Raw genomic sequence first — 22,512 nt, 5'->3', positions numbered from 1 at the left:
CGCCTGGGTACGGTCGCTGCCGACTGGTCCCGGCGCAGCGGAGGCGCCGGCGGTCTCGGCCGTCCCGCTCGCGTCCGCCGCGGCGGCGCGCCGCTCCCCCTCCCGCGCGCGGCGCCCCGGCGCCCGCCCGGCACCGGCTCCCAACCGGGGCGTGGCGGGACCCGCATGACCACCGCCCGACCGGTCGGGTGACGGATGCCCACCCGGTCGGCCCGCTCCTAACGTCGATCGTGTTCCCGGACGAAGGAGAAGACGATGAACGACAAGGAACTGGCGGACCGGGTGTCGGCGCTGGCCGACCGCGCGGAGCTCACCGAGCTGGTCGCCCGGTTCTTCGGCTCGATCGACGACCGCCAGCGGGACCCGGAGGCGCACCCCTTCGACGCGGCGTGGGCGCGGGCGTTCTTCACCGACGACGCCGAGTTCCGCTACCCCGTCGGCACGTACAAGGGCCATGCCTCCGAGGGGATGGACCTGGCCATGGACAACTTCGGCCGGACCCAGCACCTCGCCGGCATCCCGGAGATCGCGCTGGACGGCGACCGCGCCGCGGTGCGCTGGAGCGCCGTCCACACCCATGTGCACCTCGCGTCCACGCAGGAGGCCCGCGCCGACCGCCTCGGCGAGACGTTCGTATCCGGCGGGCACTACGACGCGGAGGCCGTCCGCACGCCCGAGGGCTGGCGGTTCCGCGCCGTCGCCCTCGACGTCGCGTGGACGTCCGGCAAGCCGCCCCTCGTCCCGCCGGAGCGCCGCGCGGCCATGGCCCGCCTCGCGGACTCCTGAGCCGGCGACGAGCCCGGTCAGGGGCGCAGGCGGCAGTGCAGCTCCAGGCCGGGCACCGCGTCCCAGCCGATCAGGCGGACGAGCTTGTCGATGTGCGCGGTGACCGAGTGCAGGATCAGCAGGCCCTCGCGTTCGGCGAGGTCGCGGGCCGCGAGGGTGAGGGCGCGCAGGCCCGCGACGTCGATGAAGTCGATGCGGGCGAGGTCGAGGTGCAGGTCCCCGTCGACCCGGGAGCGGGCGGCGCGCAGGGCGCGCTTGAGGTCGCTCGCGTTGGAGACGTCGACCTCGCCCGCCATCCGCAGCCACGGGGCGTCCGCGGCGCCCTCGATGCGCAGCAGCGGGGTGTCGAGTTCCACGACGTCGTAACGGGGAGCGGTGCGCTCCGGGCGCGCCCCGCCGGGACCGCCCTCGCCGCCGGTGATCCGCCAGACCGTCATCCGCTCCTCGCCCTTCGGGACCGGGGCGCCGCCTACCGTGGGGACGCCCGTATATGCCACGATCTCACCTGTTGACACCTTGTGGACCCCACCACGCGGGAAAACCGCCATCGGGAGGCTTTTCATGGACGAGAAGGCGATCCTCGACCGCATCAACGACTTCATCGACGAGGAGCACGCCCTCCGGCAGGCGCATGAACGCTCCGAGACCACCGGTGAGGACGCGAGACGGAGGCTGCGGGAGCTGGAGGTGGCCCTCGACCAGTGCTGGGACCTGCTGCGCCAGCGGCGCGCCCGGATCGAGGCGGGGCAGAACCCCGAGGACGCGCACGTGCGCCCGGCGAGCGAGGTCGAGGGCTACCGCCAGTAGGGCCGTCACGGCACCATCCACGACAGCACGCCGGTGGACTGGAGGCCCGACAGCACGCACATCCCGGCCAGGAACAGCAGGCTCCACAGCACGACGCGGCGGAAGATGTCGCCCTCGCGGCCGTCCAGGCCGACGGCGGCCGCTGCGATCGCGAGGTTCTGCGGGGACACCATCTTGCCGAGGACGCCGCCGGAGCTGTTGGTGGCGGCCATCAGGACGGGCGACAGGTCGGCCTTGTTCGCGGCGGTGATCTGCAGGGCGCCGAACAGGGAGTTGGACGAGGTGTCCGAGCCGGTCACGGCCGTGCCGAGCCAGCCGAGGACCGGGGACAGCACGGCGAACGCGCCGCCGGCGCCCGCCATCCAGGTGCCGAGGGTGACGGTCTGGCCGGAGGCGTTCATCACGAACGCGAGGGCCAGCACCGCCATCACGGTGACGATCGCCCAGCGGAGCTGGACGAGCGTGGTGCCGTAGGCGCGCAGCGCCCGGGCCGCGCCGACGCGCAGTGCGATCATGGTGATGAGGCCCGCGGCGAGCATCTGGGTGCCGGGCGTGGTGAAGTAGTTGAGGGTGAAGGTCGGCAGCGTCGACGGCTTCCCGGACGCGCTCGTGATGTGCAGGCCGGGCCAGCCGACCGTCCGCGTCGCACCGTTCAGCCATTCCTTGACCTGGTCGATCTGGCAGACGACGAACACCGCGATGATGATCGCGTAGGGGGCGTAGGCGCGGACGACGTCGGCCCGCGCGTCGCCGGGTGCCTCGCCGGGGGTTCCGCCGCGGCCGGCGCGGGCGGCGAACTCCGGGGTGGGCTCGTCGGCGGCGCCGCCGGCGATCACCGGGCGGGCCGGGGCGTGCGGGCGGCGCAGCCGGACGGCGAGGACGACCGCGGCGGCCGACACCAGCGACGCGACGACGTCGGCGAGCGGCACCGAGAGGAAGTTGGCGGTGGCGTACTGCGCGGCGCCGAACGCGGCGCCGCAGAGCAGCGCGGTCGGCCAGGTCTCGCGGACGCCGCGCCGGCCGTCGGCGATCAGCACCAGGATCAGCGGGACGAACACGGCGAGGATCGGGGTCTGCCGGCCGACCATGGCGCCGAGCGTGTCGCTGGACTGGCCGGTGACCTTCCCGAGCGTGAGGATCGGCGTGGCCATCGCGCCGAACGCGACGGGCGCGGTATTGGCGGTGAGCGCGAGGACGGCGGCCTTCAGCGGCTCGAAGCCGAGCGCGATCAGCATCACGGAGGTGACCGCGACCGGGGTGCCGAACCCGGCCAGCGCTTCCAGCAGCGCGCCGAAGGAGAACGCGATCAGGATCGCCTGCAGCCGCTGGTCGTCGCTGACCCGCGCGAACGTCCGGCGCAGCACGTCGAAGTGGCCGGTCGCGACCGTGATGTTGTAGACCCACAGCGCGTTGATGACGATCCACAGGATGGGGAAGAAGCCGAACGCGGCGCCTTCGCTTCCGGCGAGCAACGCCTGGCCGGCCGGCATCCCGTACGTCCAGATCGCGACGGCCAGGGAGACCGCCAGCGCGATCAGGGACGCCAGCCAGGCGCGCATCCGCAGGGCGCCGAGCAGGACGAACAGCACCGCCAGCGGCAGCGCGGCGACCAGCGAGCTCCAGCCGAGCGAGTCGGCCACGGGATCGAGGACCTGTCGGTACACGAGATCACCTCGCGGTTGGGAGCGGCCCCCGAGTCGGACGATCAATACCCCGTGGTGTGTCCCGCCTCACATCTGATGGTGAACTTTTCAATCAGTCAGCGTTCCTCCGAGGCGGAGCCCCGAACCCTCTGGGCCGCCGTCCGAAGACAGCTCAGAGCAGCGGGAGCAGCCGGGACGGGGTGATCGGCAGGTCGCGGACGCGGACGCCGGTCGCGTGATGCACGGCGTTCGCGACGGCCGCGGCGGCGCCCACGATGCCGATCTCGCCGATCCCCTTGGTCCCCATCGGGTTCAGGTGCGGGTCGGACTCCTCCACCCACGCCGCGTCGATGTCGCGGACGTCCGCGCAGGCCGGGACGTGGTACTGGGCGAGGTCGCGGTTGACGTAGTCGCCGTACCGCGGGTCCATGACGCTCTCCTCCATCAGCGCCATGCCGATCCCCATCGTCATGCCGCCGATGAACTGCGACCGCGCGGTCTTCGGGTTGATGATCCGCCCGGCGGCGAACACGCCGAGCATCCGCCGGACCCGGACCTCCCCGGTGTCGGCGTCCACCTCGACCTCGGCGAACTGCGCGCCGAACGCGTGCCGGGCGTACTCGTCGCGGCCCTGGATCTCCTCGGCGGTGTCGGCGGACGCCTCCAGCCCCTCGGGCGGGACGGAGCCGTTCATCTTGCCGCGCAGCGACTCGCACGCGCGGACGACCGCGGTGCCCCAGCTCGCGGTGCCGGAGGAGCCGCCCGCGACGGTCGCCTGCGGCAGCGCGCTGTCGCCGATCTCGACGGTCACCCGGTCCGCGTCGGCCTTGAGCGCCTCGGCGGCGATCAGGGTGAGGGCGGTGCGGGCGCCGGTGCCGATATCGGCGGCGGCGATCCGCACGGTGAACGTGCCGTCCGCGTCGGCGCGCGCGGTGGCCTTGTTGGGCTGCAAGTAGGCGGGGTAGGTGGACGCGGCGACGCCCGTCCCGACGAGCTTGCGCCCTTCCCACCGGGCGCCCGGCGCGGGGTCGCGGTGCTCCCAGCCGAACCGGTCGGCGCCCTCGCGCAGGCACAGGACGAGGTTGCGGGAGCTGAACGGGAGCCCGCTCTCCGGCTCCCGGTCGGTGTCGTTGCGGACCCGCAGCTCGACCGGGTCGACGCCGGCGGCGCACGCCAGCTCGTCCATCGCCGACTCCAGCGCGAACATGCCGGGCGTCTCGCCGGGCGCCCGCATCCACGACGGCGTCGGGACGTCGAGGCGGGCCAGCCGGTGCGAGGTGCGGCGGTCGGCCGCGCGGTACATGACGCGGGTCGGCGTCGCGGTCTGCTCGGCGAACTCGGTGACGGTGGAGGACTGCTCGAACACCTCGTGGATGATCGAGTTCAGCGTGCCGTCGGCGTCGGCGCCGAGCCGGAACCGCTGGATCGTCGGGGTCCGGTAGCCGGTGGTGGCGAACATCTGCTGGCGCGGCACCGCGAACTTCACCGGGCGGCCCACCGCGCCCGCCGCCATCGCCGCGAGGACCGAGTTGGGGCGCGGCGAGCCCTTGGAGCCGAACCCGCCGCCGACGTGCGGGGCGATGACGCGCACGTGCGTGGGGTCGAGGCCGAACACCTGGGCGATCGTCTGCTGCGCCGGCGAGGAGCCCTGCGTGGAGTCGTAGAGCGTGAGGGTGCCGTCGGGATGCCACTCGGCCGCGGTCGTGTGCGGCTCCATCGGGTTGTTGTGCTCGGCCGGCGTCGTGTACGTGGCGTCAACCCGCACGGCCGAGCCGTCGAAGGCCCCTTCCGGGTCGCCCTGCTCGGTGTCGGCGGGGAACACCGGGTTCACCTTGTCGGGCTTGTACAGGCGCGGGTCGTCGGCGCTGAGCCGCGCCTCGAACGGTTCGGACACGTAGTCGACGCGGACGTGCCGCGCCGCCTCCCGCGCGATGTCGAGCGTCTCGGCGATGACGGCGGCGACGAACTGGCCGCGGTACGCGACCGTCCGGGACTGGAACAGCGCCAGCTCCCTGTCCGGCACCTCGTGCAGGTGCGGCGCGTTCTCGCAGGACAGGACGGCCAGCACGCCCGGGATGCGCAGCGCGGCGTCCGCGTCCACCGCCGTGATCTCGCCCTTGGCGATGGTCGACTGCACGGCCGCGGCGTAGGCCGGGTTCTCCAGCGGGTACTCGTAGGCGTAGCGGGCCGCCCCGGTGACCTTCTCGCGGCTCTCCAGCCGGTCGGTCATGACTGCTCCCCCAGCTCGGTCAGCGTCCGGACGATCAGGTTGCGCGCGAGCGGCACCTTGTAGGCGTTGTCGCGCAGCGGCTCGGCGAGGTCGAGCTCCGCCTCGGCGGCGCGCTGGAACTCCTCGCCGACCGCCGGCGCGCCGCGCAGCGCCTCCTCGGCGCGGCGCGCCCGCCACGGCTTGTGCGCGACGCCGCCCAGCGCGATCCGCACGTCGCGGACCGTGCCGCCCTCGACGTCGAGCGCGGCCGCGATCGACACCAGCGCGAACGCGAACGACGCGCGCTCGCGGACCTTGCGGTACCGGGACGGGATGTCCAGCGGCGGCATCTCCACGGCCGTGATGAGGTCGCCCTTCTCCAGGACGGTGTCGCGCTGCGGCTCGTTGCCGGGCAGCCGGTGCAGCTCCCGGAGCGGGATCGTCCGTCCTCCGTCGCGGCCGAGGACGTGGACGGTCGCGTCGAGCGCGGCGAGCGCCACCGCCATGTCGGACGGGTGGGTCGCGACGCACGCCTCGGAGTGGCCGAGGATCGCGAGGTTGTGGTGCTCGCCCTCCCGGGCCGGGCAGCCGCTGCCCGGGTCGCGCTTGTTGCACGGCTTGTCGGTGTCCTGGAAGTAGGAGCAGCGCGTGCGCTGCAGCAGGTTGCCGCCGACGGTCGCGAGGTTGCGGATCTGCCCGGACGCCCCCGCCAGGACGGCCTGCGCCAGCATGGGGTGGCTCTCGCGCACCGTCCGGTCCGCCGCGAGGGCGCTGTTGCTGACGGCGGCGCCGATGAGCAGGCTCCCGTCGGGCCGCAGCTCGATCTCGTCGTAGGGCAGGTGGGACACGTCCACCAGGCGCGCCGGGTTCTCCACGCCGAGCCTCATCAGGTCGACGAGGTTGGTGCCGCCGCCGAGGTAGAAGGCCCCGTCGTTGTGCATCTGCAGGGCGTCGTCGGCGCTCGCGGCGCGCTCGTACACGAAGGGCCTCATGCCCTGGCCTCTTCCGTCTCGGTCTTGCGCGCCGCTTCCCGGACCGCCTTGACGATGCCCGTGTACGCGCCGCACCGGCACAGGTTGCCGCTCATGCGCTCGCGTATCTCGTCGTCGTCGAGGACGGGGTCGGCGCTGAGGTCCTCGGTCACCGCACTGGGCCAGCCCTTGTCCGCCTCGTCGAGGACGGCCGTCGCGGAGCAGAGCTGCCCGGGCGTGCAGTAGCCGCACTGGAACCCGTCGTGCTCGATGAACGCCTCCTGGAGCGCGCTGAGCCGGCCGTCCCGCGCGAGCCCCTCCACGGTGACGACCTCCGCGCCGTCGTGCGCGACGGCGAGGGCCAGGCACGCGTTCGCCCGGCGGCCGTCCAGCAGGACGGTGCACGCCCCGCACTGCCCGTGGTCGCAGCCCTTCTTCGAGCCGGTCAGCCCGAGGTCCTCGCGCAGGGTGTCCAGCAGCGACGCGCGCGTGTCGACGCGGAGCCGGTGCTCGGTCCCGTTCACGACCAGCGCGATCTCGGCGTGTACCGGAGTGACTTCGCTGTCCATGCCCGGGGCCCTACCCCGGATCGGCGCAGGCAGTCAGGGGGTCCAGCGGCGGTCGCCGGTGTCCGTCTCGTACGGCTGCGGATCCGGGTAGGTGAGCAGTTCGAAGGTGCTGCCCCACGGCGTCCGCGCGTACTGGTACCGGTTGCGGTCGCCGGCCTCGGGGCCCGGCAGCCGCTGCGGTTCGCCGAGCAGCACCCCGCCCGCGTCCGCCACGCTCCGCGCCGCCCCGTCCAGGTCGTCCACGTAGAAGCCGACGTGCTGCCAGCCGAAGTCGCTCGGCAGCGCGGGCGGGCGGCGCTCGGTGCCGCGGAACTCGAACAGCTCCAGGCCCGGGCCGTTCGGCAGCCGCAGCATCCGCATCGCGACCTCCTCGGTGCCCGCGGGCACGCCCAGGCGCCGCTCGGTCTCCGGCCCGGTGACCGGCCCGTCCTCCCGGCGCAGCGTGTCGTACAGCGGCCGCGCCCCCAGCACGGCGCCGAAGAACGCGGTGGCCGCCTCCAGGTCCGGGACGGTCACCCCGACATGATCGATCCCCCTCACGCTCATACCGCCCGCATGCCCGGCCCCACCAGGCCCAACCCGTGGCGGCCGTCACGTGATCAGCGGCGGCGCCGGGGACGCAGCCGGTACAGCCGGTACCAGGCCAGCAGGGAGAACAGGACGCCGAGGCCCGCCGCGACGCCGAGGTCGATCCCCCAGGCGCTCACCGCGTGCTTCCACGCCGGGTCGGCGCCGCCCGCGTGCGGCATGATCGAGTCGAGGTCGATCGTCGCGGCGGCTGCGCCGAACCCCCAGCGGGACGGCGACAGCCACGCCAGCTGCTCCAGCCCCGGCTTGCCCGCGAGCCGCACCAGCCCGCCGGACAGCACGAGCTGCCCCATCGACAGCACGATCAGCAGCGGCAGCGTCTTCTCCGAGCTGTTCACCGACGCCGACACCAGCAGCCCCAGCGTCATCGACACCACGCCGAGCAGCGCCATCGCCAGCATCAGCTCCGGCAGCACCGCCGTGAACGTCCCGGAGGACGGCAGCTTCACCCCGATCGTCCCGATCAGCGCCAGCACCACCGCCTGCAGCGCCGTGATCACCCCGAGGACCAGCAGCTTCGACATCAGATACACGCCCGCCGACAGGCCCGCCGCGCGCTCCCGGCTGTAGATCGTCCGCTCCTTGACCAGCTCGCGGACGGCGTTGCCGGTGCCCGCGAAGCACGCCGCGAACGCCAGCACCATCAGCTTGGACGCGGCGTCGGTGTTCGGCGAGGGCCCCGTCAGCCCCTTCGGCGCCGGGATCGCGGCGCTCAGCCCGCCGAGGATCAGCGGCATCACCCCGAGCAGCACCAGGTAGCTGCGGTCGGACGCGATCACCGCGAGGTAGCGCCGGCACAACGTGCTGAGCTGCGCGAACCGGGACTGCTGCCGGGGCGGCGGCGCGGGCACCGCGGTGTCGGCCTGCACGGCGCCGCCCTGCCGGCCGCTCTGCACGTACCGGGCATGGCGCGGCGAGCCGCGGAACTCGGTGGCCCAGTCCCGGTCCGGCTCCCGGTCGAACGCCTGGAACACCTCCGCCCACGACTTCTTCCCGAAGTGCTCCAGCCCCTCCGCGGGCGGCCCGTAGTAGGCGAGGCGCCCGCCCGGGACGAGCACGAGCAGCCGGTCGCAGGCGTCCAGGTTCGCGACGCTGTGCGTGACGACGATGACCGTCCGGCCGTCGTGCGCCAGCTCCGCCAGCATCTCCATGACCGTCTTGTCCAGGCCCGGGTCGAGGCCGGACGTCGGCTCGTCCAGGAACAGCAGCGACGGCTTGGTCAGCAGCTCCAGCGCGACGCTGACCCGCTTGCGCTGCCCGCCCGAGAGCCGGTCGATGCGGGTCGAGGCGTGCGCGGTCAGGCCCAGCTCGCCCAGCACCTCGTCCACCCGCTGCTCGCGCTCCTGCTTGCGGGTGTCGCCCGGGAACCGCAGCTCGGCGGCGAACAGCAGCGCCTTCCGCGTGTCGAGCTGGGTGTGCAGGATGTCCTCCTGCGGGACGAGCCCGATGCGGTGCCGCAGCTCGTCGTAGTCGGAGTACAGGTCGCGGCCGTCGTAGCGGACCGTGCCCTCCGTCGCGGGCCGGGTCCCCGTGACCGCGCCGAGCAGCGTCGACTTGCCCGCGCCGGACGGCCCGATCACCCCGACCAGCGACCGCTCGGGGATCGGGAAGCCGACCCCGTCCAGGATCACCTTGCCCTCGGGCGTCCGGACGATGAGGTCCTCCACCGACAGCGACACGTCGCCGGTGTCGACGTACTCCCGCAGCTCCTCGCCGACCAGCTGGAACGTCGCGTGCCCGATGCCGAGCAGGTCGTTCTCGGTGAACTCCGCCGACTCGACCCGGTTGCCGTTGACGTAGGTGCCGTTGTGGCTGCCGAGGTCGACGATCCGGTGCCGTCCCGGGCCGAGGCTGCGCAGCTCCGCGTGGTGCCGCGACACCACGAGGTCCGGCACGACGATGTCGTTGTCGGCGGCGCGGCCGATCCGCAGCGTCTTCGGCGCGACCCGGATGATCTGGCTCGGGTTCCGGTCGACGCTCGGCCGGAACGCCGCGGCCGGTTCCGGCCGCGGGGGCGGCACCGTGCGGGGCAACGGCGGCCGTTGCGGGACGGGCGGCGCCGTCCCCGACGGCGGGCGCGGGTTCCCGGCCGGGCGGCCGGGCGGGGCCGGCGACTGGACGGGCGGCGCCCCGTGCCCGGCGGCCGGCGGGTACACCTGCCGGCGGCTCGGCGGCGGGCTCTCCGGGAAGCAGGCCAGGCTCTCGCCCTCGGTGGAGTGCCCGAGCAGGAACGTGCGGTGCCCGCCGATCTCCATCCGCTCGATGCGTCCGCCCTGGCAGAACGTGCCGTTGCTGCTGCCGACGTCCTCGATCAGCCAGCCGTCGGGGCCCGTCCGCAGCACGGCGTGCCACCACGAGACGCGCGGATCCGACAGCGCGATGTCGGACGCGGGGTCGCGGCCGATCCGGTAGGAGCCCCCGGGACGCAGCCGGTGCACCCGGTCCCGCGTGCGGACGACGAGAACGGGCGCGGCGAGCGATTCGGCGGAAGGTCCGGCCGTCATGCGGGGAGTGTAAGTCCTCGCCCCGGAAATGTCGCGGCCCGTTTTCGGGCCCGGCATTCACGGGACACCGGTCCCATTGACATGGTCCGGGCGACGGAATTGAGTGAACGCCATGGCGAATCCGCCGGGCGCGGCTGCCGTCACCCGTGTCGAACGCCTTCCGCGGCGCGGGCGGCCTCGGTGGCTGACCGTCCTGATCTGCGCCGTCGTGCTGCTCGCGCTGCTCCTCGTGGTGGCCGACCGCGGCGGCGTGGTCTTCGCGCAGCACGAGATGGCCGTGCAGATCAAAAAGGAGGGATTCCCGGCGACACCGAAAGTGACGATCAAGGGATTCCCCTTCCTCACCCAGGTCGTGTCCCGTCACTTCGGCGATGTGCGGCTCGAGGCGAGCAGAATCACCGAGGGTCCCTTGCGCATCACGAACCTCAAAGTGCGCGCTCGGGACGTCCGGGTCGATTCCGGTTTCAGCAGCGGCACGCTCGGCAGCGTGGACGGCACCGCGTTCGTCAGCTTCAAGGACCTGGCGAGCGCCAGCGACAATCCCGACCTCGTGCTGACGGCCGCCGGGAACAACCTGGTCAAGGCGAAGATGGACCTCGGCATCACGGAGGCCACCGCCACCGCGACCGTCACCAAGCAGGGCAACAGCATCGTGGTGCGGACCCAGTCGATCGAGGGGTTCTCGCGCTCCGACATCGGCAACGACCTCGACTTCACCGTCCCGGTGAGCGGCCTGCCGATGGGGCTGACGTTCCAGAGCGTCACCGTCTCGGGCGCCGGCGTCGGGCTCCACGTGACCGGCCGCAACGTGAAGTTCAGTGACTCGTGACCTCCGCCGCCGCGCCGGGCCGCGGCGGGGTCAGAGGAGCTCGACGGCGGCGTCCACGGCCGCGCGCACGTCGCCGTCCGGCGGGTAGAGCAGGGAGCGCCCGGCGACCAGGCCCTTCACGCCGGGCAGCCGCAGGGCGCGGCGCCACCCGTCCAGCACGGGGCCCGGATCGTCGCCGATGTCGCCGCCGAGCAGCAGCAGCGGCAGCGTCGTCGCCGCCGCGACCCGCTCCATCCCCGGCACGACCGGCACCTTCAGCCACGTGTACGCCGACGTGGCGCCGAGCCCGGACGCGACCGACACCGCGCGGATCATCGCCTCCGGCGTCAGCACGTTGCGGAGGCGCCCCTCGACGCGGTGCGCGACGAACGGCTCGACGATCGCCATCAGCCGGTGCCCCGCCAGGCCCGTGACGGCGCGCCCGCACGCCTCCAGCGTCCGGGCCGTCGCCGGGTCGGCGTCGTCGATGCGCAGCAGCATCTTGCCGCCGTCGAGCCGGGACGCCGCGATCGCGTCCGCGTCGTAGGCGGTGAACCGGTCGTCGATCTCGAACGCCGTCCCCGCGAGCCCGCCCCGGTTCATCGAGCCGATCGCGAGCCTGCCGTCGAGCACGCCCAGCAGCGCGAGGTCCTCGATGATGTCGGGCGTGCCGAGCACGCCGTCCACGCCGGGCCGCTCCAGCGCCGTGCAGAGCCGTTCGAGCAGGTCGCCGCGGTCGGCCATGGCGACCGGATCGCCGCCCGCCGCCAGCGCGCCGCGCGCGGGATGGTCCGCCGCGATGATCATCGGCCGGTCCGGGAGGGACGCGGGCCGGACCCGGCGGGCCGCCGCCTCGGCGACCGCCTCCGGCCGCGCGGCCCGGACGTCCGTCAGCTCGCCGATGCGCACTCCGCCGAGTCTGCTGACGATCATGGCGGGCTGTCAATCGCGGGCGCCGCCGGCCGGGCGCGCGCGGCGGCTCACCCGGAGTCGGTGATGATCTCCGCGACCTGCCGGGCCGTCTCCGTCGGCAGCGGCGCGGGCAGCCCCTTCCACTTGCGGGACGCCGCCATCGCGGCCGCGCCCGCACCGCCCCCGTACGCCAGCGCCGCGACGAACGACGCCAGCTCCGGCGGCAGCTTGCGCTCCAGCAGCTGCACGTTCATCCGGTAGGACGCCGCGGTCGCCATGACCCCGAGCGCCCCCGCCAGCGCGCCGAACCGCAGCGCGGGCACCCGCTTGCGCGCCTTCGTGATCATTTCCTCCTGCGCGGCATCGATGACCTGCCGGACGAGTGCCAGGTTCTCCTCCACCGGATCGTCCTTGATCTTCGCCGCGGCTCGCGACTTCGCCATGACCTCGGCTTACCCGCTGCTTTGCGAAGGATTCAGGAGAGAAGGATGTCACTGTGAGCGACGGCGCCGTCAGCCGGCGGTGTCTCCATCCGGCGTCGCGACGGCCTCGGTGCGGGTGATGGTGCGGGTGAGCAGGGCGCGGGCCTCGGCGATCTCGGCGGCGCGGCGGTCGAGCTCCGCGAGGCGCTCGTGCAGCACCTCCAGCGTGCCGGGGCACGGGCGCAGGGCGTCGACGCCGGCGGCGCAGGGCAGCAGGCGCGCGATCGACCGCGTCGGCAGGCCGGCGGCGAGCAGCGCCCGGATCCGGGCCACCGTCAGCTCGGCGTCGTCGCCGTACTCGCGGTAGCCGTTGGCGCGGCGGCGCGACTCCAGCAGGCCCTGGTCCTCGTAGTAGCGGATCAGCCGCTCGCTCACCCCGGTGCGCCGCGACAGCTCCCCGATCAGCACGGCTCCCCGATCAGCACGGGCGTCCTCCTCGGCTTGACCTTCCAACGGTGTCAAGGAGCGACGGTGGGGGCCTATTCCGCACCGGAGGAAAAAATGATCATCGATGCGCACGGGCACGTCCACGATCCCGTCGAGGACCACATCGCCCTGCTGGACGACGCCGGGGCCGACCGGGCCGTGCTGTTCGCGACCCGCCCGCATCCCGAGCGGGCCGCCGACCTGGCGTCGCTGCGCCGGGAGATGGACGTCCTCGGCAGGAGCCTCGGCGGACAGGCGAACACGCTCGACTCCTACCGGGCCGCCTGGGCGGAGCACGCGGCCGCCCTCGCGGCGCGTCCGGACCGCTTCATCGGGTTCCTGTCCGTGCCGCTCGGCATGGGCGGCGAGGAGATCGCCGCGATCGTGGAACGCGACGTGGTGGCGACCTGCCTGCACGGCATCGGCGAGCTGACGCCGCCGCCGGGCCGCGCCGACCTCGTGGAACCGGTGCTGCGGGCCGCCCGCGACCACGGCGGCCTGCCCGTCGTCGTCCACGGGTCCGCGCCCGCGACCGGGGACGACCTGGAGACGCTCGCGGGGCTCGCCCGCCGGTACCCGCGCGTCCCGCTGGTGGTGAGCCAGCTCGGCGGGGCCCACTGGATGCGCGCGATCGAGCTCGTCCGCGACACGCCGAACATGTACCTGGAGCTGTCCACGGCGTCCATCGTCTTCGCGGTCCGGGTGGCGATCGCGGAGATCCCCGACCGCACCCTGTTCGGCTCCGACGCGCCCTACGGCGATCCCGTGCTCGCGCGCATGACCGTCGAGCGGGTCACGTCCCCCGGCGAGGTCCGCGACCGGGTCCTCGGCGGCACCCTCGCCGAGATGCTCGCCCTCTGAGAGCCCTGGACGCGCGTCCCGGCGGCGGGCGCCGGTTGGGCACCGGCGGCGCGGGTAGGGCCTGACCAGCACGTAGGCACGCGCGGTGAGGGCGTGGCGACGGAGGCGCGAGTCATCGGGGGGCGCCGTGCGGAGACGGTGGCGGCAGCGTGCGCGTACCGCGCGCTGGCCGGCGGGGGCGGGCCTCGCGCTCTGGCGATGGCTCCGGACGGCCCGCACGGCGCGGCGGGAGCGGCTCCGGACGGGACCGGGCTTCGACCCGGCGCGGCTCCCGCAGCACGGCGGGGACCGGGTCCAGGGCCTGCGCCAGGGGGTCGGCCCCGTCTACCAGCGGCGCTACACGGTCCGGATCGTCGGCAGCGACCTGGACGCGCCCGCGCTGATGGACCGGCTGCGCGCCGACGTCAACACCGCGTCGCCGGTCGAGTTCGCGGTCTTCGACAAGACCTCCGGGTCCTCGCCCCGGCTGGAGCTCGGGGACGAGTACGACGTCCACATGCCGGGCCCGTGGAACCTCCCGGTGCGCGTGGTGGAGCGGACGCCGCGGTCCTTCCGGCTCGCGACCCTCCAGGGGCACATCGAGGCCGGCGAGATCGAGTTCCGGGCGAAGGACACCGAGGACGGCGGGCTGCGGTTCACCATCGAGTCGTGGACGCGGAGCGGCGACCGGCTGGCGGACGTGCTCTACGACCGGGTGCGCATGGCCAAGGAGATGCAGCTCCACATGTGGACGCATTTCTGCTGCCGGGTGGCCGAGCTGGCCGGCGGCCGGCCGGCGGGGGACGTCGAGGTCCTCACCGAGCGGACCGAGCTCGCCGGGGACTCCTCGCGGATCGACGGGCGCCATCTCGTCGAACCGGTGGCCGGCGCGCTCGCCCGCGCGTTCACCGCGCTGGCGAAGGCGCGCGGCGGCCGGCCGCTGCATCCCCGCGGGCTCGTCCTCGACGCCACGCTGCGGCTGTCGGGCACCTCCCGTTTCTGGGGCGTCCCGCTGCTGGACGACACGGCGGAGCTGCGGGGCGTGGCGCGCCTGTCCCGGGCGATCGGCCTGCCGTCCCCGTTCCCCGACATCCTCGGGCTGGCGCTGCGATGGCGGCAGCCCGCGGGCGCGGACGGCGGCGAACCGGCGACCGCCGAGCTGCTGCTGGCCACGACGGGCCACGGGCGGCTCGGCCGCCACCTGCTCCGCCCGGCGGCGCGCTGGGGGCCGGGCTTCTACGGCTGCCTGCTGCCGTACACGGCGGGCGACCGCCACGTCCTGCTGGGCGCGGTCGCGCGGCGCGCCCTCCCGGGCGACCCCGCCGCGCTGGCCCGTGTCGCCGGCGAGGGCCCGATCCCGATGGACCTGGTCGTGGCCACCGAACTCGGCCCGTGGGAGCGGTTCGGGGAACTGGTCCTCACGCGGCCCGTGCGCACCGACGACCCCGTGCCGGTGCGTTTCAACCCGGCGCGGCATCCGATCCCGGGGCTGCGGCCGGCCGGTCCGCTCCAGCAGGTGCGGCGCCGCTCCTACGACGCCGTCCAGGAGGTCAGCAGGGGCACGAGCCCGACCGGCCGCCGGAAGGGCACCGCGCAGCCCAGCGGTCCGCGGAAGCACCGCCGGCTCCAGCGGCTCTTCGAGGGGCTGCGGGACCGGCCCGTGAACTTCGAGGTCCGGGACCGGCCGGAGAGCGCCGGGCCGTCCGGCTGGCACATCGACGACCGCCGCCAGCCGCTCCCGCTGGAGCGCCCCGGCCCGCCGGAGCCGGAGGGCAGCTGGGAGATCGCGCGCCGCCTCGTCAGGGACTACGAGTTCGCCGACCCGCGGATCATCCGGCGCGCGTACCGGACGGGCGGGCCCGAGCCCGGCGCCGACATGCTGCTCGAGGCGCGGTTCTTCGGGCTCCGCTTCCACCTCGGCGTCCGGGTCGGCGACGTCGTCGACACGGTCGTCGAGCAGGACGGCCGGCAGGTGCGCGTGTGGGGCTGGAACTACCGGACGCTGGACGGGCACCTGGAGCGCGGCCAGATGGACCAGGAGGTCCGCAAGTGGCTCGACACCGGCGAGGTGGAGTTCCGCCTGCGCGCCTTCTCGTGCGCCGCCGGCATCCGCGACCCGGTCGTCCGGCTCGGGTTCGCCCTGTTCGGCCGGCCGACGCAGCTCGAGTACCAGCGGCGGGCGTGCCGCCGCATGGCCGACCTCACCGAAGCCGCCCTCGCCGCGCGCCGCACCGCGCGGGCCTCGGGCGGCTGACGCCGGGGACGCGGGTCAGGCGGTGAGGGAGTCGCGGACGGTCATCAGCGCGAACCCCAGGAGGTTGCCGCCCTGCCATTCGGCGGGGTTCGCGGCCCGCGGGTCGTCGGCGGCCAGGCCGATCCCCCAGACGCGGTCGAGGGGGCTGGCCTCCACGAGGACGCGGGAACGAGTGGCGGCGAGGTAGTCGCGCAGCTCCGCGTTCTGGGTGAACTTCGCCCGGTTCCCGGCGACGACGATGGACGTGCGCTGGGCGGTCCAGACGTCGTCGTCGAAGCCGCGGACGCGGCGGCCGAGGTCCTTGGCGGCGCCCGGGTGGGGCGCGGCGACGACGGCGGCGGCCGTTTCCTCGTCGGAGAACAGCCGGGCCTTCTCCGCCATCATGTAATGCTCCGCCGTGGCATAGGTCACTCCGTCCACGGTGAAAGGCGACGGCCACCATTGGCTGAGATAGCCGGGGCCCGGCGTCCGGTGGCCCCAGAAGAACAGGTACTTCGGCGGCGTGCCCTCCTCGTGGAGGCGGATGAGCTGCTGGACGTCCATGCCGACGATGGTGGCAGGGCGGAGCCCGCGGCGCGAGCCCGTTCCGGGCGGGCGGAATGCGCCGGCCGGGCGGGGCGTTGTCATCCGGTGGGCCGCGCGGTCTAGACCATTTTGCTAAACCGGGTGGGTCATCGGGGAAGATCTTCTTATTTCGGTCGGCCCGGATGCCGAGAATCACGGGCCGTCGTCAACGGGAGGACAGCAGTAGAAATGGACAACGCTCTGGCGAACCCTCGTCGCACCCGGATCAACTCGTGGCCGGAGCGCCGCCCCGCGGACGGCGACTCCGAGCGTCCGCTGGACGCGGAGACGGCCTCCTCGGAGGACGACCTCGCCGCACGTTGACCGGCCGGATTCGGCCGCGCTCAGGACCCGCTCGCATACCGGGCGGGTCCTGCTCTTTTCACCTGATCACCGGCATGATCGCCAACCGGTGGAGAGATGTCGTCCGCCATCGGGCGTAGAAGACCTCCGCTGAAGTGCGGTCCCCCGTCAATCGGCTGCCAAAGACGCTTTACCCCGTCTTTGCCATTGGCTGATGGACTCCGGCCATCGGACCGGAGCTCACACGGGGAGATCACTGAGCCATGTCCTCCGCTGCTTCGCCCCTCGGGGCCCGGCGCACGGATTCATCCACATACGACGTCGCCGTCATCGGGCTGGGCTACGTCGGGCTGCCGACCGCGCTCGCCTTCCACGCCGCCGGGCTGCGGGTGCTCGGCGTCGACCGGGACCCCGGCCGGCTGGAGGCGATCCGGGCCGGCCGCGTGGACCTGCTGGACAGCGACCACCGCCGGCTGCGCGCGGCGCGGGAGGGCCTCGCCGTGACCGCCGACCCGGCCGACGCGGCCCGGGCCGACGCCCTGATCATCTGCGTGCCGACGCCCGTCAACCGGCACCTCGTCCCCGACCTCGGCGCCCTGACGGAGGCGTGCGCCACGGCCGCCGCGCACGCGCGGGCCGGGCAGACCATCGTGCTGACCTCCACCAGCTACGTCGGCTCGACGCGGGAGCTGCTCGTCCGGCCGCTGGCCGCGCGCGGCCTGCGGATCGGGACGGACGTCTTCGTCGCGTTCAGCCCGGAGCGGATCGACCCGGGCAACGACCGGCACCCGCACGAGGAGGTCCCGCGGGTGGTCGGCGGCGTGACGCCGCGCTGCGCGGCGCGGGCCATGGCGCTGCTCGGCCGGTACGCGGGCGACCTGCACCGGGTCTCCTCGGCGGAGGCGGCCGAGATGACCAAGCTGCTGGAGAACACGTTCCGGGCGGTCAACATCGCGCTGGTCAACGAGTTCGCGGACGCGAGCCGGCTGCTGGAGCTGGACGTGATGGAGGTCATCGAGGCGGCCGCGACCAAGCCGTACGGCTTCATGCCCTTCTTCCCCGGCCCCGGCGCGGGCGGCCACTGCATCCCCTGCGACCCGCACTACCTGCTGTGGCAGCTGAAGCGGGACCGGCTGCACACGCCGCTGGTCTCCGCGGCGATGAACGCGATCGCGATGCGGCCGGGGCAGGTGGTGGAGCGCGCCCGGCAGGTGCTGTCGGACCACGGGCGCGGCCTGGCCGGCGCGGACGTGCTGGTGCTCGGCGTCGCCTACAAGCCGGACGTCGAGGACCTGCGCGAGTCGCCCGCACTGGAGATCATCGACGGGCTGCTGGCGGCGGGCGCCGGCGTCCGCTACCACGACCCGCGCGTCCCCGAGCTGGTCACCGAGGGCGGGACGAAGCTGGCGAGCGCCGAGCCCGGCCCCGCCGACCTGGTGATCGCGCACACCCCGCACCAGGGCCTGGACCTGGACTGGCTGAGCGCGGACCAGCTGCTGCTGGACGCCACGTACCGCTTCTCCGGGCCGGCCCGGCGCGTGGCGCTGTGAGCCGTGACCGCAGGTCGCCGGTCCCCTTCGGCGGCCTGCCCTGGCGGGCCCGCCTGGTCTCGCTGGGGGCGCTGGCGGGCGTCGCCGTCATCTGCGGCGTCATCGTCTGGCACGTCGGGGTGAAGGTCGCGTACATGCGCGGCGACCTGCTGCTCCCCACGTACACGGTGCTCGTCAGCAGCTACGTGATCAGCCGGTTCGTGCTCGCGGCGTTCTACCGCCCGCCGCGCGACGCCGGCATCGCCCCGTCCGTCGCGATCGTGGTGCCCGCCTACAACGAGGGCGAGGCCGTCGCCCGGACGATCCACTCCTGCCTGGGGCTGGACTACCCCGCGGACAAGCTGGAGATCGTCGTGGTGAACGACGGCTCCACCGACGACACCTGGGACCACATGCGCGAGGCCGCCGCGCGCTACCCGAAGGGCCGGGTGCGCTGCGTCGACCTCGGCGCCAACAAGGGCAAGCGCGCGGCGATGGCGGCCGGGATCCGGGCGACGTCGGCGGAGATCCTGGTGTTCGTCGACTCCGACTCGATGCCCGCGCCCGGCTCCGTCCGGCTGCTCGTGCAGGGGTTCGCGGACGGGAGGGTCGGCGCGATCTCCGGCCTCACCTACGTCCGCAACGCCGAGAGCAACGTGCTGACGCGGATGCAGGCGGCCCGGTACTACGTGTCGTTCCAGCTGCTCAAGAGCGCCGAGTCGGTGCTCGGCGCGGTCACGTGCTGCTCGGGCTGCTTCGCCGCGTACCGGCGGGCGGCGATCGCGCCGCTGCTGGACGCCTGGGAGCACCAGCGGTTCCTCGGCGTCGAATGCACCTACGGCGACGACCGCGCGCTCACCAACCGGGTCATCAAGTCGGGCTGGACGACCCGCTACGACGCCCGCGCGGAGGCGTGGACGGACGCGCCCGACCGGTACCGCAAGTTCTTCCGGCAGCAGCTGCGGTGGAAGAAGTCGTGGAGCCGGGAGGGGCCGCTGCTGCTCGCGCACGTGTGGCGGAGCCGGACGCGGGCGCTGCCGTCCATCGCCGTCCAGACCATCGCGGGCCTGCTCAGCCCGGTCGTGGTGCTGTACAGCCTCGCGGTCCCGCTCGCGGGTGGCCGCTTCCCGATGATCTACTTCCTCGGCCTCTACCTGGTGTCGATGGGGTACGCGCTGACGTACCGGATGCTGCGCGACGACGGAATGTGGATCTACGCGTTCGTCGGGACGTTCTTCTACGTCGCGTTCTCCCCGCAGCTGCTGTGGGCGGTCGCGCGGATCCGGGACGGGAAGTGGGGCACCCGGGACGCGTCGCCGCCCCCGTCGGCGCCGCGCCCGGTCCGGCTCTACAGCGCGGCGGCGAGCGATGGCTGACCGGGAGGAGCCCGCGCCCTGGGAAAGGCCGCCGCCCGGCCGGTCCACCAGGGCCGTCCGGGCGGTCACCGGCCTGGTGTTCCTGTGCGCGCTCGCCCTCGCGCTGACGACGTGGGTGACGCTGAGCCGGCCGTTCGACCCAGGCCAGAAGGCGGCGCCCGCCGTCCGGCTGGACCCGGCGTCGGCCCGGACGGCGGCGGCGCTCCCCCGCTACCCGGGGTCGGTGCTCGTCCTGACCTACCACGGGGTGTCCGACACCGACCACTCCGGCAGCACGCTCTCGCGCCGGCTGTTCGGCGAGCACATGGCGGCGCTCGCGGCGGCCGGGTACCGGTCCGTCCGGCTGCGGGACGTGGAGGACCTGCTCGCGCACCGGCCGGTCCGGCTGCCGCCGCGCGCCCTGCTGCTCACCTTCGACGACGGGCAGCTCACCGACTGGACGACCGCCGACCCGGTGCTGAAGGCGCACGGCTTCACCGCGGCCGGGTTCCTCACCACGGGGAGGATCGTCCAGCCGGGGACGCCGTCGTACTACCTGTCCACCCGGCAGGTCCGCGGCCTGGCCGCGAGCGGGCGGTGGGAGTTCGGCTCGCACGGCGACGACCTGCACGACCTCACCCGGGTGCCGGGGGACGTCGCCGCGCCGATGCCGAACCTGGTCCAGGTGCGCGGCCGGACGGAGACGATCGGGCACTGGCGCGCCCGCGTCCGCCGCGACCTGGACCGCAGCCAGCGGTTCTTCGAGCGGACGCTCGGCCGCCGGGCCACCGCGTTCTCCTACCCGTTCGGCGCGTCGGGCGGGACCGGCAACGACCCGCGGATCGCGGCGGAGCTGCCCGTCCTGATCCGGCACGCCGGGTTCAGCGAGGCGTTCACCGGCGAGAACGTCCCGACCGACCACGTCGACGCGCTCACCGCCGGGTCGCCGCGCTGGACGCTCGGCCGGATCGGCGTCCGGTCCACCACGTCGGTGACGGACCTGCTGGAGATGATCCGCGCCGCCGTCCCCACCGCGCCGCCGCGCGACCTGGCGGGGCTGCCCTGGACGGGCGACCTCGCCACGTGCCGGCGCCGCGCGTCCGACCTGCGCGTCACCAGCGACGTCTACGGGAGCTGCCTGCTCACCGGCGTCAACACGAGCCAGTGGACGGACTACCGGGTCAGCACGTCCGTCACCGGGATCGACCCGCGCACCAGCGCGGTCATCGCGGTCCGCGACGGCGCGGGCGCGGGCCACCGCGGCCGCGTCGAGGTCGTCGTCGGCGCCGCGGCCGTCCTGGTCCGGCAGCAGATCGGGGACGCGGGCCCGGTCGTGCTCGGCCGGACCCGGATCGCGGCGCGCGCGGGAGCCCGGTCCGTCCGGATCGAGGCGCGCGGCCACCGGCTCACCGTCACCGTGGCGGGCGGCGCGCCGCTGCGCGCCGCCATCGACCCGCGGCTCAACGAAGGAGGCCTCACGTTCGAGATCGCGGCGCGCGACCGGCGCACGCTGGTCTTCCGCGATCCGGCGCTCGTCCCGCTCGGGCGCTGAATCCACCCCCACGACTCCCCCACGGAGTACCCCGATGTCTCCACGAAGACTTCTCAGCCTCCTCACCGCCGCGCTGATCGGCGCGGCGGCCGTCCTCGCCGCCGTGCCGGCGAGCGCCGACACCGGCACGGTCGTGTCGCTGACGTTCGACGACGGGTCGCAGGACCAGTACGACAACGCCCGCCCGGCGCTCGCGAGCCACGGCATGAAGGGGACGTACTACATCAACAGCGCCCGGGTCGGCACGTCCGGCTACATGACGCAGGCGGAGATCGCGTCGCTGGAGTCCGCCGGCAACGAGATCGGTGGCCACACCATCACGCACGCCGACCTGCCCACCCTCTCCACCGCCGAGCAGCAGCGGCAGGTCTGCGACGACCGCGTGGCGCTGCTGAACATGGGCTTCACCGTCAAGAACTTCGCCTACCCGTACGGGAACGCGAGCAGCACGTCCGAGCAGGTCGTGCACGACTGCGGCTACAACAGCGCCCGGACCGTCGGCGGCGTCGTCTCGCCCGGCGACTGCGGCGGCTGCGGCTACGCCGAGACGATCCCCCCGGCGGACGCCTACTTCACCCAGACCCCCGACTCGGTCAAGACGGGCACGACGCTCGCGCAGCTCCAGGGCTACGTCACGCAGGCCGAGACGCACGGCGGCGGGTGGGTGCAGCTCGTCATCCACCACGTGTGCAACGGCTGCGACGACACCTACGCCGTCAGCCCGGCCACGCTGTCGTCGTTCCTGGACTGGCTCGCGCCGCGGTCGGCGAACGGGACGACGGTGAAGACCGTCGGCCAGGTCATCGGCGGGAGCCTGCAGCCGCCCGTCAACGGGCCGCCGTCGCCCGCGACCGTCCAGAACCCGTCGCTGGAGGCGGCGACCGGAGGCGTCCCCGACTGCTTCCAGCTCGGCGGATACGGGACGAACACCTTCGCCTGGACGCGGACGAACGACTCGCACACCGGGCAGTACGCCGAACGCGTCGACGTCACCGCCCGGACCGACGGCGACCGGAAGCTCGTCACGAAACAGGACGCCGGGACCTGCGCGCCCGCAGCGACACCGGGCCATGCCTACCAGCTCGGGGTCTGGTTCAAGGGCACCTGGGCGGCCGGCGTCACCACCAAGATGAGCATCTACTACCGCAGCGCGACCGGCGCTTGGACGTTCTGGACGAACGGCCCGACGCTCGCGCAGACGAGCACCTGGCAGCAGACGCTCGTCACCACCCCCGCCGTCCCCGCGGGCGCCACCAACATCAGCTTCGGCGTCGCGCTGCCGGGCGTCGGGACCCTCCTCGTCGACGACTTCTCCCTCACGGACCAGGGCGCATGACCGATGAAACGAAGGCGGCCGGGCCCGCGGGGCCCGGCCGCCCGGCCCGCCGCGCGCGGCGGGTGCGCCGCCGC

The 22,512-nt window shown here is 74.0% G+C and carries 21 protein-coding genes; 10 read left to right on the top strand and 11 right to left on the bottom strand.

Going from position 1 to position 22,512, the window contains the following annotated elements; translation table 11 throughout:
• Positions 1 to 255 precede the first annotated feature (255 nt).
• Positions 256 to 786 carry a nuclear transport factor 2 family protein gene (locus ABZ914_RS22855; protein WP_500195478.1) on the top strand — a complete coding sequence of 177 codons (531 nt, stop codon included), beginning with the start codon at positions 256 to 258 and terminating at the stop codon, positions 784 to 786.
• Between the two features lie 17 nt (positions 787 to 803).
• Here the strand turns inward: ABZ914_RS22855 and ABZ914_RS22850 are convergent, their stop codons facing one another.
• On the bottom strand, positions 804 to 1,283 hold the full coding sequence (locus ABZ914_RS22850; protein WP_500195476.1) for an STAS domain-containing protein: 480 nt from the start codon (positions 1,281 to 1,283) through the stop codon (positions 804 to 806).
• Between the two features lie 64 nt (positions 1,284 to 1,347).
• On the opposite strand from ABZ914_RS22850, the gene ABZ914_RS22845 reads away from it, so the two are divergent.
• A complete protein-coding gene (locus tag ABZ914_RS22845) occupies positions 1,348 to 1,593 on the top strand; it encodes a DUF2630 family protein (protein ID WP_190861046.1) in 246 nt (81 codons plus the stop codon).
• A 5-nt stretch (positions 1,594 to 1,598) separates the two neighbouring features.
• Here ABZ914_RS22845 and ABZ914_RS22840 read toward each other — a convergent pair whose 3' ends face one another.
• The 6 genes from ABZ914_RS22840 to ABZ914_RS22815 all read right to left on the bottom strand — a co-directional run bounded on the left by ABZ914_RS22840 (position 1,599) and on the right by ABZ914_RS22815 (position 10,077).
• On the bottom strand, positions 1,599 to 3,257 hold the full coding sequence (locus ABZ914_RS22840) for an L-lactate permease (RefSeq protein ID WP_500195475.1): 1,659 nt from the start codon (positions 3,255 to 3,257) through the stop codon (positions 1,599 to 1,601).
• A 151-nt stretch (positions 3,258 to 3,408) separates the two neighbouring features.
• The gene (locus ABZ914_RS22835) at positions 3,409 to 5,466 is read right to left on the bottom strand and encodes a xanthine dehydrogenase family protein molybdopterin-binding subunit (RefSeq protein WP_500195473.1); all 2,058 of its coding nucleotides are present in this window, start codon (positions 5,464 to 5,466) and stop codon (positions 3,409 to 3,411) included.
• Positions 5,463 to 6,437: an FAD binding domain-containing protein gene (locus ABZ914_RS22830; RefSeq protein ID WP_500195471.1), complete on the bottom strand. Its 975-nt coding sequence runs from the start codon at positions 6,435 to 6,437 to the stop codon at positions 5,463 to 5,465. The genes ABZ914_RS22835 and ABZ914_RS22830 overlap by 4 nt, the downstream gene beginning before the upstream one ends.
• Complete coding sequence (locus ABZ914_RS22825; protein ID WP_190861054.1) at positions 6,434 to 6,985, bottom strand: 2Fe-2S iron-sulfur cluster-binding protein; 552 nt, start codon at positions 6,983 to 6,985, stop codon at positions 6,434 to 6,436. Before ABZ914_RS22825 ends, ABZ914_RS22830 begins: the two co-directional genes overlap by 4 nt.
• 33 nt (positions 6,986 to 7,018) lie before the next feature.
• Positions 7,019 to 7,531 (bottom strand): VOC family protein, encoded by a 513-nt coding sequence (locus ABZ914_RS22820; RefSeq protein ID WP_500195469.1) that lies wholly within the window; start codon positions 7,529 to 7,531, stop codon positions 7,019 to 7,021.
• Between the two features lie 53 nt (positions 7,532 to 7,584).
• Positions 7,585 to 10,077, bottom strand: coding sequence for an FHA domain-containing protein (locus ABZ914_RS22815; RefSeq protein ID WP_500195468.1), 2,493 nt, complete (start codon positions 10,075 to 10,077; stop codon positions 7,585 to 7,587).
• A gap of 208 nt (positions 10,078 to 10,285) precedes the next feature.
• Between ABZ914_RS22815 and ABZ914_RS22810 the strand changes: the two genes are divergently transcribed.
• The gene (locus tag ABZ914_RS22810; RefSeq protein WP_500195466.1) at positions 10,286 to 10,906 is read left to right on the top strand and encodes an LmeA family phospholipid-binding protein; all 621 of its coding nucleotides are present in this window, start codon (positions 10,286 to 10,288) and stop codon (positions 10,904 to 10,906) included.
• 30 nt (positions 10,907 to 10,936) lie between these two features.
• Here ABZ914_RS22810 and ABZ914_RS22805 read toward each other — a convergent pair whose 3' ends face one another.
• From ABZ914_RS22805 to ABZ914_RS22795, 3 genes are all read right to left on the bottom strand, one after another.
• The gene (locus ABZ914_RS22805) at positions 10,937 to 11,818 is read right to left on the bottom strand and encodes a Cgl0159 family (beta/alpha)8-fold protein (RefSeq protein ID WP_500195464.1); all 882 of its coding nucleotides are present in this window, start codon (positions 11,816 to 11,818) and stop codon (positions 10,937 to 10,939) included.
• 47 nt (positions 11,819 to 11,865) lie between these two features.
• Positions 11,866 to 12,240, bottom strand: coding sequence for a phage holin family protein (locus tag ABZ914_RS22800; protein ID WP_190861062.1), 375 nt, complete (start codon positions 12,238 to 12,240; stop codon positions 11,866 to 11,868).
• 69 nt (positions 12,241 to 12,309) lie between these two features.
• On the bottom strand, positions 12,310 to 12,741 hold the full coding sequence (locus ABZ914_RS22795; RefSeq protein WP_500195462.1) for a MerR family transcriptional regulator: 432 nt from the start codon (positions 12,739 to 12,741) through the stop codon (positions 12,310 to 12,312).
• A gap of 39 nt (positions 12,742 to 12,780) precedes the next feature.
• Between ABZ914_RS22795 and ABZ914_RS22790 the strand changes: the two genes are divergently transcribed.
• Positions 12,781 to 13,566 (top strand): amidohydrolase family protein, encoded by a 786-nt coding sequence (locus tag ABZ914_RS22790; protein ID WP_500195461.1) that lies wholly within the window; start codon positions 12,781 to 12,783, stop codon positions 13,564 to 13,566.
• Between the two features lie 127 nt (positions 13,567 to 13,693).
• Complete coding sequence (locus ABZ914_RS22785; RefSeq protein WP_500195460.1) at positions 13,694 to 15,799, top strand: DUF1990 family protein; 2,106 nt, start codon at positions 13,694 to 13,696, stop codon at positions 15,797 to 15,799.
• A gap of 15 nt (positions 15,800 to 15,814) precedes the next feature.
• Here ABZ914_RS22785 and ybiA read toward each other — a convergent pair whose 3' ends face one another.
• A complete protein-coding gene (gene ybiA, locus ABZ914_RS22780; RefSeq protein WP_500195458.1) occupies positions 15,815 to 16,342 on the bottom strand; it encodes a riboflavin biosynthesis intermediates N-glycosidase in 528 nt (175 codons plus the stop codon).
• A gap of 210 nt (positions 16,343 to 16,552) precedes the next feature.
• Between ybiA and ABZ914_RS22775 the strand changes: the two genes are divergently transcribed.
• The 5 genes from ABZ914_RS22775 to ABZ914_RS22755 all read left to right on the top strand — a co-directional run bounded on the left by ABZ914_RS22775 (position 16,553) and on the right by ABZ914_RS22755 (position 22,438).
• Positions 16,553 to 16,687, top strand: a complete 135-nt coding sequence (locus tag ABZ914_RS22775; RefSeq protein WP_500195456.1) for a hypothetical protein — start codon at positions 16,553 to 16,555, stop codon at positions 16,685 to 16,687.
• 242 nt (positions 16,688 to 16,929) lie between these two features.
• The gene (locus tag ABZ914_RS22770; protein WP_500195455.1) at positions 16,930 to 18,216 is read left to right on the top strand and encodes a nucleotide sugar dehydrogenase; all 1,287 of its coding nucleotides are present in this window, start codon (positions 16,930 to 16,932) and stop codon (positions 18,214 to 18,216) included.
• Complete coding sequence (locus ABZ914_RS22765) at positions 18,213 to 19,571, top strand: glycosyltransferase family 2 protein (RefSeq protein ID WP_500195453.1); 1,359 nt, start codon at positions 18,213 to 18,215, stop codon at positions 19,569 to 19,571. The genes ABZ914_RS22770 and ABZ914_RS22765 overlap by 4 nt, the downstream gene beginning before the upstream one ends.
• Positions 19,564 to 21,102: a polysaccharide deacetylase family protein gene (locus ABZ914_RS22760; RefSeq protein WP_500195451.1), complete on the top strand. Its 1,539-nt coding sequence runs from the start codon at positions 19,564 to 19,566 to the stop codon at positions 21,100 to 21,102. Before ABZ914_RS22765 ends, ABZ914_RS22760 begins: the two co-directional genes overlap by 8 nt.
• A 34-nt stretch (positions 21,103 to 21,136) precedes the next feature.
• Entirely contained in the window at positions 21,137 to 22,438 is a 1,302-nt protein-coding gene (locus ABZ914_RS22755; protein WP_500195449.1) for a polysaccharide deacetylase family protein, read from the top strand.
• The last annotated feature ends 74 nt before the right edge of the window (positions 22,439 to 22,512 follow it).

The organism is Spirillospora sp. NPDC046719 (assembly GCF_040645715.1).
In the GTDB taxonomy this organism is placed as follows: Bacteria; Actinomycetota; Actinomycetes; order Streptosporangiales; family Streptosporangiaceae; genus Spirillospora.
Note: the sequence above shows the minus strand (reverse complement) of the source record. Positions and strands in the feature narration are given on the sequence as shown.